This window comes from Halomonas sp. LS-001 (assembly GCF_052983955.1).
Genome location: NZ_CM129816.1, coordinates 2818167 through 2831550, shown reverse-complemented (window position 1 = coordinate 2831550; position 13384 = coordinate 2818167). Strand labels below are relative to the sequence as shown.

Annotated in this window: 12 protein-coding genes and 1 pseudogene; 10 read left to right on the top strand and 3 right to left on the bottom strand. The window is 49.4% G+C overall.

Annotated features, from left to right (window positions below; genetic code table 11):
* Positions 1–52: 52 nt before the first annotated feature.
* The 9 genes and pseudogenes from guaB to ACU6TU_RS12705 all read left to right on the top strand — a co-directional run bounded on the left by guaB (position 53) and on the right by ACU6TU_RS12705 (position 10019).
* On the top strand, positions 53–1522 hold the full coding sequence (gene guaB / locus ACU6TU_RS12745; protein ID WP_447141778.1) for an IMP dehydrogenase: 1470 nt from the start codon (positions 53–55) through the stop codon (positions 1520–1522).
* A gap of 94 nt (positions 1523–1616) precedes the next feature.
* Positions 1617–3194: a glutamine-hydrolyzing GMP synthase gene (guaA, locus tag ACU6TU_RS12740; RefSeq protein WP_447141777.1), complete on the top strand. Its 1578-nt coding sequence runs from the start codon at positions 1617–1619 to the stop codon at positions 3192–3194.
* 198 nt (positions 3195–3392) lie between these two features.
* Positions 3393–3557 (top strand): hypothetical protein, encoded by a 165-nt coding sequence (locus ACU6TU_RS12735; protein ID WP_447141776.1) that lies wholly within the window; start codon positions 3393–3395, stop codon positions 3555–3557.
* 186 nt (positions 3558–3743) lie between these two features.
* Positions 3744–3908, top strand: a pseudogene (locus tag ACU6TU_RS12730) (GMP synthase (glutamine-hydrolyzing)); the annotation flags it as partial.
* A 104-nt stretch (positions 3909–4012) separates the two neighbouring features.
* Positions 4013–6103, top strand: coding sequence for a DEAD/DEAH box helicase (locus ACU6TU_RS12725; protein ID WP_447141775.1), 2091 nt, complete (start codon positions 4013–4015; stop codon positions 6101–6103).
* Between the two features lie 37 nt (positions 6104–6140).
* The gene (locus tag ACU6TU_RS12720; RefSeq protein ID WP_447141774.1) at positions 6141–6770 is read left to right on the top strand and encodes a DUF2290 domain-containing protein; all 630 of its coding nucleotides are present in this window, start codon (positions 6141–6143) and stop codon (positions 6768–6770) included.
* 315 nt (positions 6771–7085) lie between these two features.
* On the top strand, positions 7086–8219 hold the full coding sequence (locus ACU6TU_RS12715) for a Fic family protein (protein ID WP_447141773.1): 1134 nt from the start codon (positions 7086–7088) through the stop codon (positions 8217–8219).
* Between the two features lie 146 nt (positions 8220–8365).
* Positions 8366–8623, top strand: coding sequence for a DUF808 family protein (locus ACU6TU_RS12710; RefSeq protein WP_447141772.1), 258 nt, complete (start codon positions 8366–8368; stop codon positions 8621–8623).
* Positions 8613–10019, top strand: a complete 1407-nt coding sequence (locus ACU6TU_RS12705; RefSeq protein WP_447141771.1) for an RNA-binding domain-containing protein — start codon at positions 8613–8615, stop codon at positions 10017–10019. The genes ACU6TU_RS12710 and ACU6TU_RS12705 overlap by 11 nt, the downstream gene beginning before the upstream one ends.
* A 281-nt stretch (positions 10020–10300) precedes the next feature.
* Here ACU6TU_RS12705 and ACU6TU_RS12700 read toward each other — a convergent pair whose 3' ends face one another.
* Both ACU6TU_RS12700 and ACU6TU_RS12695 read right to left on the bottom strand, forming a co-directional pair.
* Positions 10301–11575, bottom strand: a complete 1275-nt coding sequence (locus ACU6TU_RS12700; protein WP_447141770.1) for a type II toxin-antitoxin system HipA family toxin — start codon at positions 11573–11575, stop codon at positions 10301–10303.
* Positions 11568–11885, bottom strand: a complete 318-nt coding sequence (locus ACU6TU_RS12695; RefSeq protein ID WP_447141769.1) for a helix-turn-helix domain-containing protein — start codon at positions 11883–11885, stop codon at positions 11568–11570. Before ACU6TU_RS12695 ends, ACU6TU_RS12700 begins: the two co-directional genes overlap by 8 nt.
* A gap of 174 nt (positions 11886–12059) precedes the next feature.
* On the opposite strand from ACU6TU_RS12695, the gene ACU6TU_RS12690 reads away from it, so the two are divergent.
* Complete coding sequence (locus ACU6TU_RS12690; RefSeq protein ID WP_447141768.1) at positions 12060–12536, top strand: LabA-like NYN domain-containing protein; 477 nt, start codon at positions 12060–12062, stop codon at positions 12534–12536.
* Between the two features lie 128 nt (positions 12537–12664).
* On the opposite strand, the gene ACU6TU_RS12685 is transcribed toward ACU6TU_RS12690, so the two are convergent.
* Entirely contained in the window at positions 12665–12961 is a 297-nt protein-coding gene (locus ACU6TU_RS12685; RefSeq protein WP_447141767.1) for a DUF1330 domain-containing protein, read from the bottom strand.
* Positions 12962–13384 lie beyond the last annotated feature (423 nt).

The window sequence follows — 13384 nt, the reverse complement described above, 5'->3', positions numbered from 1 at the left end:
GGCGTTACAATGGGGGATTAACATTTTTCCCACCTCAATGGGTGTTGCCGCTATGCTACGTTTGGCCCAAGAAGCACTTACGTTTGATGACGTACTTCTCGTCCCTGGCTTCTCAGACATTCTTCCCAAGGATGTCAACCTCAAAACCCGCCTGACCCGCAACCTTTCGCTGAATATCCCTCTGCTTTCCGCCGCAATGGATACCGTTACCGAAGCGCGTCTGGCCATTGCCATGGCTCAGGAAGGGGGCATTGGCATCATTCACAAAAACATGACCATGGCTCAGCAAGCCGCTGAAGTGCGCAAAGTCAAAAAGCACGAAAGCGTGATTGTTAACGATCCAGTCACTGTCAGCCCGAAAGCCAAGTTGGAAGACCTGCTGGCCATGGCCCGCGAATACGGTTTCTCCGGTTTTCCCGTGGTAGAAGGGGAGACGCTGGTAGGTATCGTGACAGAACGTGACATGCGCTTCCAGCCAAACCACGGCGATAGCGTCGCGGATATCATGACGCCGCGAGAGCGCCTGATCACGGTTCCCGTAGGTACCGAAATTGAAATCAGCAAAGCCAAGATGCGCGAACACCGCATTGAGAAAATGCTGATCGTCGACGATGCCTTCCACTTGCGTGGTCTGGTGACGTTTCAGGATATCGAAAAAGCCCGCACCTATCCGCTGGCCGCTAAAGATGATGAGGGCAGTTTGCTGGTTGGAGCAGCGGTTGGCACCGGCCCGGAAACGCCGGACCGCGTCGCGGCACTGGCCGAAGCCGGGGTTGATGTCATCGTCGTGGATACCGCTCACGGCCACTCCAAAGGCGTGATTGACCGCGTTCGCTGGGTCAAGGAACACTTCCCGAACATCCAGGTAATCGGTGGCAACATCGCCACGGGTGAAGCTGCCATCGCCCTGGCTGAAGCTGGCGCAGATGCCGTTAAAGTCGGTATCGGCCCGGGCTCCATCTGCACCACGCGTGTGGTGGCAGGTGTCGGCATGCCGCAGATTACCGCCGTCTCCAATGTGGTCGAAGCATTGAAAGAATACGATATTCCGGTGATTGCTGATGGCGGCATCCGCTATTCCGGCGACCTGTCCAAGGCGATTGCGGCGGGCGCAAGCTCAGTCATGGCGGGTGGCCTGCTGGCGGGTACTGAAGAGGCACCGGGTGAAGTCGAGCTTTACCAGGGCCGTACCTACAAGGCCTATCGCGGTATGGGCTCCATGGGTGCCATGTCGCAGAACCAGGGCAGTGCCGACCGTTACTTCCAGGATAAAGCCGAAGGCGCCGAAAAACTCGTGCCAGAAGGCGTTGAAGGCCGTGTTCCTTATAAAGGCATGATGGGCGCGATCGTTCACCAGATGATGGGCGGGCTACGTGCCTCCATGGGCTACACCGGTTGCTGTACGATCGAAGAAATGCGCACCAAGCCGGAGTTCGTCAAGATTACCGGCGCAGGCTTCAACGAATCTCACGTCCACGACGTGCAGATCACCAAGGAAGCGCCCAACTACCGCGCCAGTTAATCTGTCAATTCCCTATCACAGCGGCGAGGCTATCCTCGCCGCTTGCATTTTGGCCTTATCAGCGGCCCCCATACCGCTTAACCGAGACCCCGCCATGAGTGACATTCACGCCCATAAGATTCTGATTCTCGACTTCGGCTCACAGTACACCCAGCTGATCGCCCGCCGTGTACGTGAAATCGGTGTATTCTCCGAAATCCGCGCCTTCGATATCACCGAAGAGGAAATCCGCGAATACAACCCCAACGGCATCATCCTCGCCGGTGGGCCGGAATCCGTGACCGAACTGGACTCACCACGTGCGCCCGCGTGCGTGTTTGAAATGGGCCTGCCGGTGTTTGGCATCTGCTACGGCATGCAGACCATGGCCGAGCAGCTTGGCGGTAAAGTGGAAGGTTCCAACAAGCGTGAATTCGGTTACGCCCAGATTCGTCTGGACGAAGAAACCGCGCTGTTCAAAGGCATTAAAGACCACGTCGATACGGACACCGGCAAAGCGCTGCTGGATGTATGGATGAGCCACGGCGATAAAGTCGCCCAGGCACCGGCGGCGTTCACGGTAACCGCCTCCACGCCCAGCTGCCCGATTGCTGCCATGGCCTGGGAAGAAAAGCAGTTCTACGGCGTACAGTTTCACCCGGAAGTGACTCACACCCAGCAAGGCCAGCGGATTCTTGAGCACTTTGTGCTGGATATCTGTAAAGCCGAAAAACTTTGGACGCCCGCGCAGATCATCGAAGATCAGGTACAACGCGTGCGCCAACAGGTGGGCGACCGCCATGTACTGCTTGGCCTTTCCGGCGGTGTCGATTCCTCCGTGGTTGCCGCACTGCTGCACAAGGCAATTGGCACCCAGCTGACCTGCGTGTTTGTGGATAACGGCCTGCTGCGTAAAAACGAAGGCGACCAGGTGATGGAAACCTTCGCCAAACACATGGGCGTCAAGGTCATCCGCGTTGATGCCGAAGACCTGTTCCTCAACAAGCTGAAGGGCGAAAGCGACCCGGAAGCCAAGCGCAAAATCATCGGCAACAAGTTCATTGATGTGTTCGATGACGAAGCCAGCAAAATTGAAGGCGTCGAATTCCTTGCCCAGGGCACCATCTACCCGGACGTGATTGAATCCGCCGCCTCGAAAACCGGCAAAGCGCACGTCATCAAATCCCACCACAACGTCGGTGGCCTGCCGGAAACCATGAAGCTCAAGCTGGTCGAGCCGCTGCGTGAACTGTTTAAAGACGAAGTGCGCAAACTCGGCCTTGAACTCGGCCTGCCGTACGATATGGTCTACCGTCATCCGTTCCCTGGCCCCGGCCTTGGCGTTCGTATCCTTGGTGAAGTGAAGAAAGAGTACGCCGACATCCTGCGTGATGCCGATGCCATCTTCATCGAAGAACTGCGCGCCTTCGGCTGGTACGAAAAAACCAGCCAGGCCTTTGCCGTCTTCCTGCCGGTGAAGTCAGTTGGCGTTGTCGGCGACGGCCGCCGCTACGAATGGGTCATCGCGCTACGTGCGGTAGAAACCATCGACTTCATGACCGCCCGCTGGGCGCACCTTCCCTACGAGCTGCTGGAGAAAGTCTCCAACCGCATTATCAATGAGCTGGAAGGCGTCTCCCGCGTCACCTATGACGTGAGCAGCAAGCCGCCTGCTACGATTGAGTGGGAGTGATTGCGTCCCATTAGGCGATAACTGGCTAGACTGATAAAGGCCGCTCGATGCATTGAGCGGCCTTTTTGCATTTTTATGGCCGGTTCCAGGGGCAGGCAATACTGAAATTTGAGAGATGAGCTTCCGGGCTATACGGGTAGCAATTCCAGGTTGTTCCAGGGTGCGGTCTCGATACTCGTCGATAGAATTCACGACGTCATGTTGAAACAGCGGCAGTCCTTCATTCTGGATATGATCGTCAAAGATACCGACGGGGCGAACCAGCATTGGGAATCAGATATCGATTCGATTGATGCCTTCCTACCAGAACGCTACACTTACGATCAGTTAGAAAGCCTACTGACAGGCGGGTATAAAAAATGAATGATCAGGTTTCGAAGTCGACCCCTTTGACCCATTTTGCGCGTCATATGAGCGCCGAACAGAAGCAGGTAGTAAGAAAAAAGGTTATAGACAATGCTATAGCCCGACAGAAGCGTGTTCTTGAGCAGGCTAAAGAAGCCCATAGATAGATAAACGAATGACTGCCTTATTCGTGAGAGCCCGCCATTGAGCATCGTAGACAATATCGACTTCATGACCGCCCGCTGGGCGCACCTGCCCTATGAGCTGCTGGAGAAAGTCTCCAGCCGGATTGTCAATGAATTGGAAGGCGTTTCGCGCGTCACCTATGATGTCAGCAGCAAGCCACCTGCTACGATTGAGTGGAAGTAATTAGGCATAAATTTTATTGAATTATTTTTTTAAAACCCACAGAATGTGGGTTTTTTTATAACCATTTTTAGGGGTTTAAAGATGGAAAAATCATTGCTTCAGAGATGTATCCTTCAGGACTCGAAAGAGATCTTTTTGATTTTTTAGATACTAATTCAGGTAAGTGTAAGCTAGAAGACTCGGTTATTTATTTTGGTTTTCCTGTTTTTAAAGGATATGAGGGAGAGTCAATAAAAGCACAGTTTCTGATTCTTTCCCCATCCAAAGGTTGTATTATATTTGACGTTGCAAGTAGTGTGGATCTTGATGAAAAAGATGAGATTGTCAGTGATGCGTTTAATTTTATCGAGGCATCTTTTCGTAAAAGTAAAATTTTAAGATTTAATAAAAGGAATTTAAAATTCCAAGTTCAAAGCTTTTTGCTTTGTTTAGGTTATAACGAAGAAGATAATGTGGATAGTGATCTGATAAGTAGTTATGAAGACCTTTTTGACTTCTTTAACTTGCTGCCAGAAGATGAAAACGTTACAGATGAAGAGTTTGCTGAAATGCGCTCTATTGTAGAAGGGGCTAAGTCGCTAGCACGTAAAGTTACTAGAAAGAAAATTAATGATAATCCACATAGCAAGTCGAATATATTGATTGAGCTTGAGAAGGAGATAAATAATTTTGATGTGGAACAGAGAAAAATTGCTATTAATTTAATTAATGGACCTCAAAGGATAAGAGGGTTAGCTGGTTCTGGAAAAACAATTGTCTTGGCTATGAAGGCTGCTCATATTCATCTACAGCATCCAGATAAAAATATATTATTTACATTTTATACTAAGTCGCTTTATGATTTGATTAAAGACAGTATCAGTAAGTTCTATAGACATTTTTCTAATGAAGACCCTAACTGGGAAATGATAAATATTTTTCATGCTTGGGGCGGAAAACGTGCGGCTGGTGTTTATTATAATGCCTGTGTAGATAATAAAGTTTTTCCTATGGACTTCAGTACAGCTAAATCGAAAAGCTCTGATCCGTTTGGTTTTATATGCAAAGATATAATTAAAAATGAAATATCAGAAAAATATGACTATATACTTATTGACGAAGCACAAGATCTGCCGAGTGATTTCTTTAAATTATGCTATAGATTAGCAAAAGGGAAAGCAGGTAAAGAAAAAAATATTGTATGGGCGTATGATGAACTCCAGTCAATATTTAATATATATCAAAGAGCAGCAAAAGAACTTTTTGGTTCTTTTGAAAATGGCATGCCATATATTGATTTAGAGAGTTTTGCTTCTGATTTGGGAGCGTGTCAGAGCAATGATTTGGTATTGCATAAATGTTATAGAAATCCACTTGAAATACTTGTTACTGCGCATGCATTGGGGTTTGGTATATATTCAGAGTTGCCTGTGCAAATGCTTGAAAACCCAAAGCATTGGAGGGATGTAGGATATCAAGTTTCACAAGAAGAGTTCTCAATAGGTGAAGAGGTAACTATAACGAGACCTTTAGAAAACAGTCCAATGAGTATTGGTAAGTATCAGAATAAATATGATGTGGTAAAGTTTAGCTCTTTCAGTAATATTAATGATGAGATTGAAAATACTGTTAAGATAATCAACGGTTTTATCGATGATGGTGTTCTTCCAGAGGATATGCTTGTTATTTGTTTAGATGATACAAATGCTAGAAGATATTTTTCAAAAATCTCTAGTAACCTTTTAGATTATAATATTAGAACTAATAATCTTCTTGTTTCAGACCTTGCTACACCCCCATTTGTCTTAGATAAAATGGTTACGCTTTCAACAGTACACAGAGCAAAGGGTAACGAAGCGCCTGTGGTAATAGTAATTGGTATCGATGCAATATACGAAATGCGGAAAACAAGAAAAGGTAGAAATAGAATTTTTACTGCATTTACAAGATCTAAAGCTTGGCTAAGAGTTTCTGGAATTGGTGAGCATGCTGATTTTTTTGGCAAGGAAATTAATGAAAGTATAGAAAAATCTCCCTCTTTAGTTTTTGAATTTCCAAGTCTGGATGCTATTGATACTATTCAGCGAGATTTGGCTGATAAGTCTAATAACCTAAATAAGTTCAAAGAGCAATATCAAGATTTGCTGGATCAAGGTTATACAGAAGAACAGATACAAATGGAACTTTCATTTGCTGGAAGGGTTAAGAATGACTAAGTGTATATCTGACAGTGTTCGCAAGTGTGTCGATCTATTGATTGAGATTGATTTTTTGCGTCAGGCTAGTGTGTTAGAAAGCTTAAATCTGAATGCTGATTTTATGTATACCGCGTTTAGGACAAAGATATATCAAGATGTTTATGATTCGGCAATCGAAAACCAATGCTTTAATTTTGCTATGGCTGATGGGGCTTTATTCCAATTTACTGAAATAGATGAAAATACGTCCAGGTATGCATTTTTTCCAAATCCTTATTCGTTTGAAAGTTATAAAGAGCACTTGGGTGAGATTGAGAGAATATCCCATGAGGAAGGTATTAGTTTGGAAGAGTGTGAACAGATACTTTCAGAAGGAAGTTTTTTTAATATTGATATGCCTTGCATCAGATTTGACAAGGATTACAATGCATATTGTAAAGACTATCATCCAGTCGCACACTTGCACGTTGGTTTCTTCTCAGAAAATAGATGGCCTGTAAAAAAAATACTAACACCATATGCATTTTTCTTGTTTGTATTAAGAACGTATTACCAAGAAAAATGGATTGAGTATAAAGAAAAACTGGATTTAGACGAAATTTATTTAATGGAATTAGATAGAGTGAATTTTATTAGTGAAGATTTCTTTTCATCTGAAGAGAAGAGAAGAATTCACTTGACATAAATTCCATATTTTATTTGATGTGGATTTTTATTTTCACTAACTATTGAGCAGTGATTTTATAGATAAGGGGGTGCTAATAATATTTTTATATCTTATTTTTTTGATAATTACTGGTTAATTTATGAAAGGTGTTAAAGAACACACCTTTCTTGCCTACGAGCCTATTATTGCTTCTTTAGGTAACGGCTAACATAGATTCTATAGCTGTATGTTTAATTCCCACTTTTCTTTAACTTTGGCTGTTACTAGTACGTTAACCAAATATAACCCATAATCGGCTTATAATATGATCTGAATAGGTGGGGCAATCGGCTCATGTATCTCTGGGAACAGCGCAACTGGCCGCATTTTGAGTGGGATGAACCTGCTTTACGGCCTACGTTGGATGCCGTGCGGCTTCTGCAGGGCCGCGTGCTGGGTAAAACCGAGGCCGCTCTTGGTCAGGCGGATCTGGACGTGGAAATGGATGCGTTAATCCAGAATGCGATTCGTACCAGCGAAATCGAGGGGGAGCGCCTGGACGTTGGTTCCGTGAGGTCTTCTGTTGCACGGCAGCTAGGCATCGAGCAGGCCGGTGTCTCTGCCAGAACAACACCGGAATCTGAGGCGCTGGTTGAGCTACTGCTACAATCCATTCACCAGCTGGATGAGCAGCTTAGCCGCGAAAAGCTGTGTCTTTGGCAGTCCATGCTTTTTGTGCAAGGCCCCGGCGTGCTTGGCAATGTACGTGTAGGCGAGCTGCGTGGCGATCACCCCATGCAAGTGGTGTCGGGTCGGCTTGATCAGCCTACCGTTCATTTTGAAGCGCCACCTCGTAGGCAACTGGAGGCTGAATTGGATGCGTTTATTACCTGGTTCAATCACCCACCCCAGGGAGTTGATGCGCTGGTTCGTGCCGGTGTTGCCCATCTCTGGTTGATTACCTTGCACCCCTTTGATGATGGCAATGGTCGCGTCACCCGTGCGGTGACAGACCGAGCACTGGCACAGGCAGAGCATCAATCTGTCCGCTTCTATTCACTAAGCGCTGCCATCATGGCAAGGCGCAGCGCGTACTACGATCAGCTTGAAAGCGCTCAGAAAGGCAGCCTCGATATTACGCCGTGGTTGTTGTGGTTTCTGGGCACGTTGAAAGAGGCGCTTGAACAGGCACTGTTAAGAATCGACCGCGTATTAATCAAAGCTACCTTCTGGCAGCGCCATGCCACGACAGTGCTAAATGAACGGCAGATCAAGGTGCTGAACCGTTTGCTGGATACCGCAGGGGAGGAATTTGAGCAGGGGATCAATGCCCGTAAGTACCAATCGCTGGCTAAAGTGAGTAAAGCCACCGCCACGCGGGATCTGGCCGATTTGTTAGCCAAAAAATGCCTCTGTCCGCTGCCCGGTGGTGGGCGCAGTACGCGTTATAAGGTGTTGCTTGGGCAAGCTCATGAAGGCACGCAGTAAGTGGTGGGCTTGGTCAGTGAGGCCATATCGTTTGCTATGAAAATCGACCTATAGCAAGTGAGTGCCTTTTCCTCAAAGCACTGTGAAGGTAACTCACCCGCTGTGTGCTTTACTATCTACAAGGTTCATTCACGGAGGAAGCATCCATGGCTATAGGCGGCTTGATTGGATTACTGGACGACATTGCCGCGTTGGCGAAGTTAACTGCAGCATCGCTGGATGGTATCAGTGCCGCCGTTGGGCGTGCGACAGTGAAAGCGGCAGGGGTGGTGGTCGATGATACGGCCGTGACGCCGCAATATTTGCAGGGAGTGGCGGCGGAGCGTGAGCTGGCGATTGTGAAACAGATCGCACTGGAGGCCGAGATCAAACGAAACCTCGGGGGCTTGGGCTATGAGCTCTGAACACCCGCTCTGGGATGAAATCCAACAGGGCGAAGGCAAAACCCTGGAGTTCAAACAGCAACTCCCCAAAGGAGACCAGCTGGCCAAAACCCTGGTGGCCTTTGCCAATACCAGTGGTGGCAAGCTGATCATCGGCGTGGATGATCAGTGTCAGGTAGTCGGTGTGCAAGGCGACGAGTTTGATCTGATGGATCAGATTGCTTCCATGCTCTACAGCCAGTGCCAGCCAACGTTGCTACCGAATATCTACCTGGAAACCCTGGAAGACAAAACCCTGATTGTGGTGCAGGTACACCGGGGCAGCCAATTGCCCTACCACCTGAAAAGCCACGGCCGGGACGAAGGCGTGTATGTACGCCTGGGAGCAACCAATCGCCCGGCCAGTCTGGAAATGATCCACGAGTTGGAACGCCAGCGCCTGTTGCAAAGCTATGATGAGCAGGCCGCCTGGCAAGTGGAACTGGGTGAGCTTGACCTCACGCCTCTCACCCAGGCTTTCGAGCAAATCGGCAAACCACTCGACACCGCCCGTATGAAAAGCCTGAAGCTACTCCGGGAAGAGCACGGTGTCGACCGCCCGACCCACGGCCTGATGATTCTGCTGGGCCTTTACGAGCAGGTGGAAATCAAGTGCAGCCGGTTCAAAGGCATTAGTATGGCGGTATTTTTGGATAAGAAAGAATACCGAGGCGATCTGTTTAGCCAATTGGCGCAGACTGAAGCCTTCATTAAAAACCATTTGCACCTGAAGGCGGAAATTCTGGGCCTGCAGCGCACCGAAACCTACGAAATCCCCATTCCGGCCATTCGCGAGGCCCTGGTAAACGCCGTGGTGCATCGTGATTACAGCAATGCCGGGCGTGATATCAAAGTCGGCATCTACGATGACATACTGAATATTGTCTCTCCCGGTGGTCTCCCAAATGGCCTCACCCTGAGCGAAGCCTTAAAAGGCCGCTCGGAAATCCGCAATAAAGTGCTGGCCCGGGTCTTCAAGGAGCTGGGTTACATCGAACAGTGGGGCAGCGGCATGAGCCGTATTCGGGAACTGTGTCAGCAAGCGAGCAACCCCGAGCCTGCATTCAGTGAGAGCGGGGATTTTGTGGATATTGAGTTTGCCAGGGATACCAGCCTGGCCTCTGAGGGTTCATGGCCAGAAGGTGGTCAAATAGGTGGTGCAATAGGTGGTGAAAAGGTGGTGCAATTAGACCTTACTGAGCGTCAGCAGGCCGTATTGATGTTGATCACAGAAAACCCGCGCAGAACACACCGCGAGATAGCCGAGGCTTTAGATATCAACCCCTCTGCCGTACAGAAACACCTCGATAAATTGAAAGCGGCTGGAGCCATTGAACGGGTTGGCGGTACGCGGGGCTACTGGAAGGTGAAGGTATGAGACGTGAGCGGCAAAACGTTGAAAACCATTCATGATGCGCGCTTGGCGGGTGTTTAACTCGTTTGGCTACACGCTTAAAACAGATGCTTCCCATTGATCAGCTATTTCTCCTCATTTAATGACCCGCACTATTCCTTGAGCTGAATACAACCCATAATCGGCTCATAATATGATCTGAATAGTTGGTGTAATCGGCTCATGTATACTTGGGAACAGCGCAATTGGATAAGGTGGCGCTCGGACGAGCAGACGCTATGGTGCACCTCGGATGCTACTGCTAATCAATCCCTTCCAACCTGGCGCAGCAGTGCCAGGTTTTGATCAATACGGCGTTGGATCATTTGCAAAGTCGCAGGACGTATTGCCTTGGGTAATAGCTTATCGGCGTTGGCTGAAAACTGGCTGGCTACCTCGCTGATGGTGTCTATGAGGAGGTTGGCATTCTGTGCGGAGATGTCGGCTTCTTCGGCAAGCTGCAAAAGCGCTGTGCGGTTGATCGCTAGCGCTTCACCCATCACATCCATCTGGTGATACCCGCCGGGTCCTTCGCAGAAGGTCACGTCATACGCGGGAGCCAGTTTCCACTGACCCGTAGGCGACATCAGGTAGGCGAAGTTCTTCGGGTGATCGTCCCGGTTATTGAAGGCAATATTGAAGACGATACGTTCGAAGGCGGATGCCATTTCCCGCACGTCATTGGTACAGAGCTGAGTTGCCCGTAGAAAGTTGACGTAGTCCAATGCGCCCGGCGACTGGTAATCGGCACCGGTAAATGCGGCGAGACTCTGCATGGGAATACGCATATCGTTCTGGCGATCAAAGCGTTTACTGGCAAAGGCGGCTTGTCCATCAGGAAGGGTGAAATACTCCGTGTCAGGGGTTGGAATACCGCACATTCGCAGACATTCGGCATAGACCATTTCAATAGCGCATACCTCTGCGTGCTCCTCCTTCGCTGGGAACTTAACCAGCCAGGCTTCAAGGCCCGAAGTGGCGGCGGTAGTGAAAGTGCCGGTTTGCGTATCGCGATAGATCAGTGCTTTTGGCCTAGCCCCTTGCGGGGAACCGCCTACTTGCAGCAACCGCTGCAAAAACTCCCCATCGCCACCCTGAAACACTTCCTGGATATCGACGGCAAGTTGATCGAGTGAGATATGTTCTTGAGACGCCAGCCCCTCGGGTTCTACCGGTTCGAACGTCATGGCTCCCATGGCATTGTTGCCAATATAGGCCAGTCGCTCTAATGCTCCGATACGTGCCGTAATAAGTCCCCGACGCCTGAAAAGACGGTCCATCAACAACATGCCCCAGCCATCAGGCAGGGCATCATAAACAGGGCCAGGCAGGCCCAGCTGGTGAGCCGGAAAATCTCGGCGAAGCTTGGGCCCTTTCAACGGTAACGTGTAAGAGGAAAGCTCCAATCCTCGCGCTTTAGCGTCATTGGTGTACTCAAACAGAATCTGGGGGCGGCCAGTGAGGGCCGTTGTTGATACCAGCGAGCCCCATTGCCAGCGCTCACCCCAGCCTTCGTAGAAAACATTGACTCGCTCAAGCATTGTCGGGCTTCCTTCTAATACGCTGACGATGGGTGCTGTCTTCGTAGCGTTGAATGTCGTCAATGCTTTCCAATTTTGGCAGGAACAGAGCCTCAAGCTCCTGAGTTCGGCCAAGCACCATGGCAATGCGCACCAGGTTTTCGAAGCCCACATTACGCCCGGCTTCCAGATTGGAGACTGTATTGGTGCCGATGCCAGCGCGACCGGCAACCTCTGCCTGAGTCATCTGTTGTGCCAGTCGCTCCGTGCGCAGGCGCTCACAGAGCCTTTTCACAATCTCGCTGGGCTTGCTGAGGTTTAAATCCAACATTTAGTCGATAATCGCCGTCTGGAGTGGGTAACATTAAAAACAGTAGAGGTAAAAGATACTCGCTAAAAATTACCAATTCCATTATTTTGTGTTTTAAATGCTTTTTTGAGGTTTAAGAATTAAAATACTGGATTTGTTTTCGTTAAGTTCAATCCCTGCCAAGGTCTATTTGTCATGACGAGCGTCGCCATTTTTGTGGATACCCAGAACGTTTATTACACCGTGCGCGAAGCCTACGGCAAACACTTCGATTATCGCCGGTTCTGGGTCAAGGTGACGGCAAACCGGGACGTGCTGGCTGCCCGTTGCTATGCCATCGACAAGGGCGACGCCAAGCAACGCGAGTTCCAGAATATTCTTCGGTCAATCGGCTTTGATGTCAGGCTCAAGCCGTTCATCCAGCGCATGGATGGTTCCGCCAAGGGCGACTGGGACGTGGGAATCACGCTAGATGCCATCGAGTACGCGGCGAAAGCGGATGTGGTGGTGCTGGTTTCCGGCGATGGCGATTTCGACCTGCTGGCGCAGAAAATTCGTGAAGTGCATGGCAAGCGCGTCGAGGTCTACGGCGTACCTCAGCTCACTGCGGCTTCTCTCATCAATGCCGCGAGCCAGTTCAACCCCATTGAACACGACCTGCTGCTCGGTTGAGGCAGCAGTCTTACTGACCCACTGAGCCGAATAGTTATCTTAATCGGCTCATGGTATGAGCCGAATAGGTGCGGCAATCGGCTCAGGGTTGATGACGGCTTGAGACGAGCCTGGAAGTGCGGCGAGAGTTATGTGGTTTCCAAACCATCTACAATAAACACGCGGTAATCCGCTCCCAGAAAGCGGTGTTTGCGGGCTTCCTGGTAAGCGGGGCTTTCGTACCAGGCGCGGGCGGCGGCCATATCGGCGAAGCGTAGAACCACTGCACCTTCCATACCACTGCCTTCCAGTACGTCAAAATCGCCGTAGAACGCCAGCGGCTGTGGGTCGTGTCCTTCACGGGCGGCTTTGGCCTTCTCGCTGTAGCGCGCCATTTCCTCGCTGTCGTGGGTGCGCTCTCGGGTCATGATGATATAAGCAGGCATGGCAGGTTTCCTTTTGCGGTTTTTAAACGTCAACAGACTCTTGAGCATAACATCGTCAACCAGTGCTGCCCTATGTAACAGGGCCTTGGAGAAGGATAGCTATCGATGAATCACCATCAAATATAAATATTTACCAGTAAAGATGGCAAAGCTCAGCTGGACGTCGCGCTGGAGCAGGAGACTGTTTGGTTGAGCCAGCTGAGCTATTTGGCAAAGATGTTCGAACCGTTAGCAAACACATCAGCAATGTGTATTCAGAGGCTGAACTGGAGAAAGAGGGAACTATCCGGAAACTCCGGATAGTTCGCCAAGAGGGTAAATGACAGGTTCGATGCCGCATCAAACACTACAACCTTGATGCGCGTACATTTCATATTGCTCAAAGACGGCTGACACTATAGCGATTGCGGCCGCATGCTCATC

What these genes read in the sequence shown, in the direction of transcription:
- ACU6TU_RS12725 (WP_447141775.1), top strand. Translation starts at nt 4,013, where the DNA reads ATGTATCCTTCAGGACTCGAAAGAGATCTTTTTGATTTTTTAGATACT.
- ACU6TU_RS12715 (WP_447141773.1), top strand. Translation starts at nt 7,086, where the DNA reads ATGTATCTCTGGGAACAGCGCAACTGGCCGCATTTTGAGTGGGATGAA.
- guaA (WP_447141777.1), top strand. Translation starts at nt 1,617, where the DNA reads ATGAGTGACATTCACGCCCATAAGATTCTGATTCTCGACTTCGGCTCA.
- ACU6TU_RS12695 (WP_447141769.1), bottom strand. Translation starts at nt 11,885, where the DNA reads ATGTTGGATTTAAACCTCAGCAAGCCCAGCGAGATTGTGAAAAGGCTC.
- ACU6TU_RS12685 (WP_447141767.1), bottom strand. Translation starts at nt 12,961, where the DNA reads ATGCCTGCTTATATCATCATGACCCGAGAGCGCACCCACGACAGCGAG.
- guaB (WP_447141778.1), top strand. Translation starts at nt 53, where the DNA reads ATGCTACGTTTGGCCCAAGAAGCACTTACGTTTGATGACGTACTTCTC.
- ACU6TU_RS12710 (WP_447141772.1), top strand. Translation starts at nt 8,366, where the DNA reads ATGGCTATAGGCGGCTTGATTGGATTACTGGACGACATTGCCGCGTTG.
- ACU6TU_RS12735 (WP_447141776.1), top strand. Translation starts at nt 3,393, where the DNA reads ATGTTGAAACAGCGGCAGTCCTTCATTCTGGATATGATCGTCAAAGAT.
- ACU6TU_RS12690 (WP_447141768.1), top strand. Translation starts at nt 12,060, where the DNA reads ATGACGAGCGTCGCCATTTTTGTGGATACCCAGAACGTTTATTACACC.
- ACU6TU_RS12705 (WP_447141771.1), top strand. Translation starts at nt 8,613, where the DNA reads ATGAGCTCTGAACACCCGCTCTGGGATGAAATCCAACAGGGCGAAGGC.
- ACU6TU_RS12700 (WP_447141770.1), bottom strand. Translation starts at nt 11,575, where the DNA reads ATGCTTGAGCGAGTCAATGTTTTCTACGAAGGCTGGGGTGAGCGCTGG.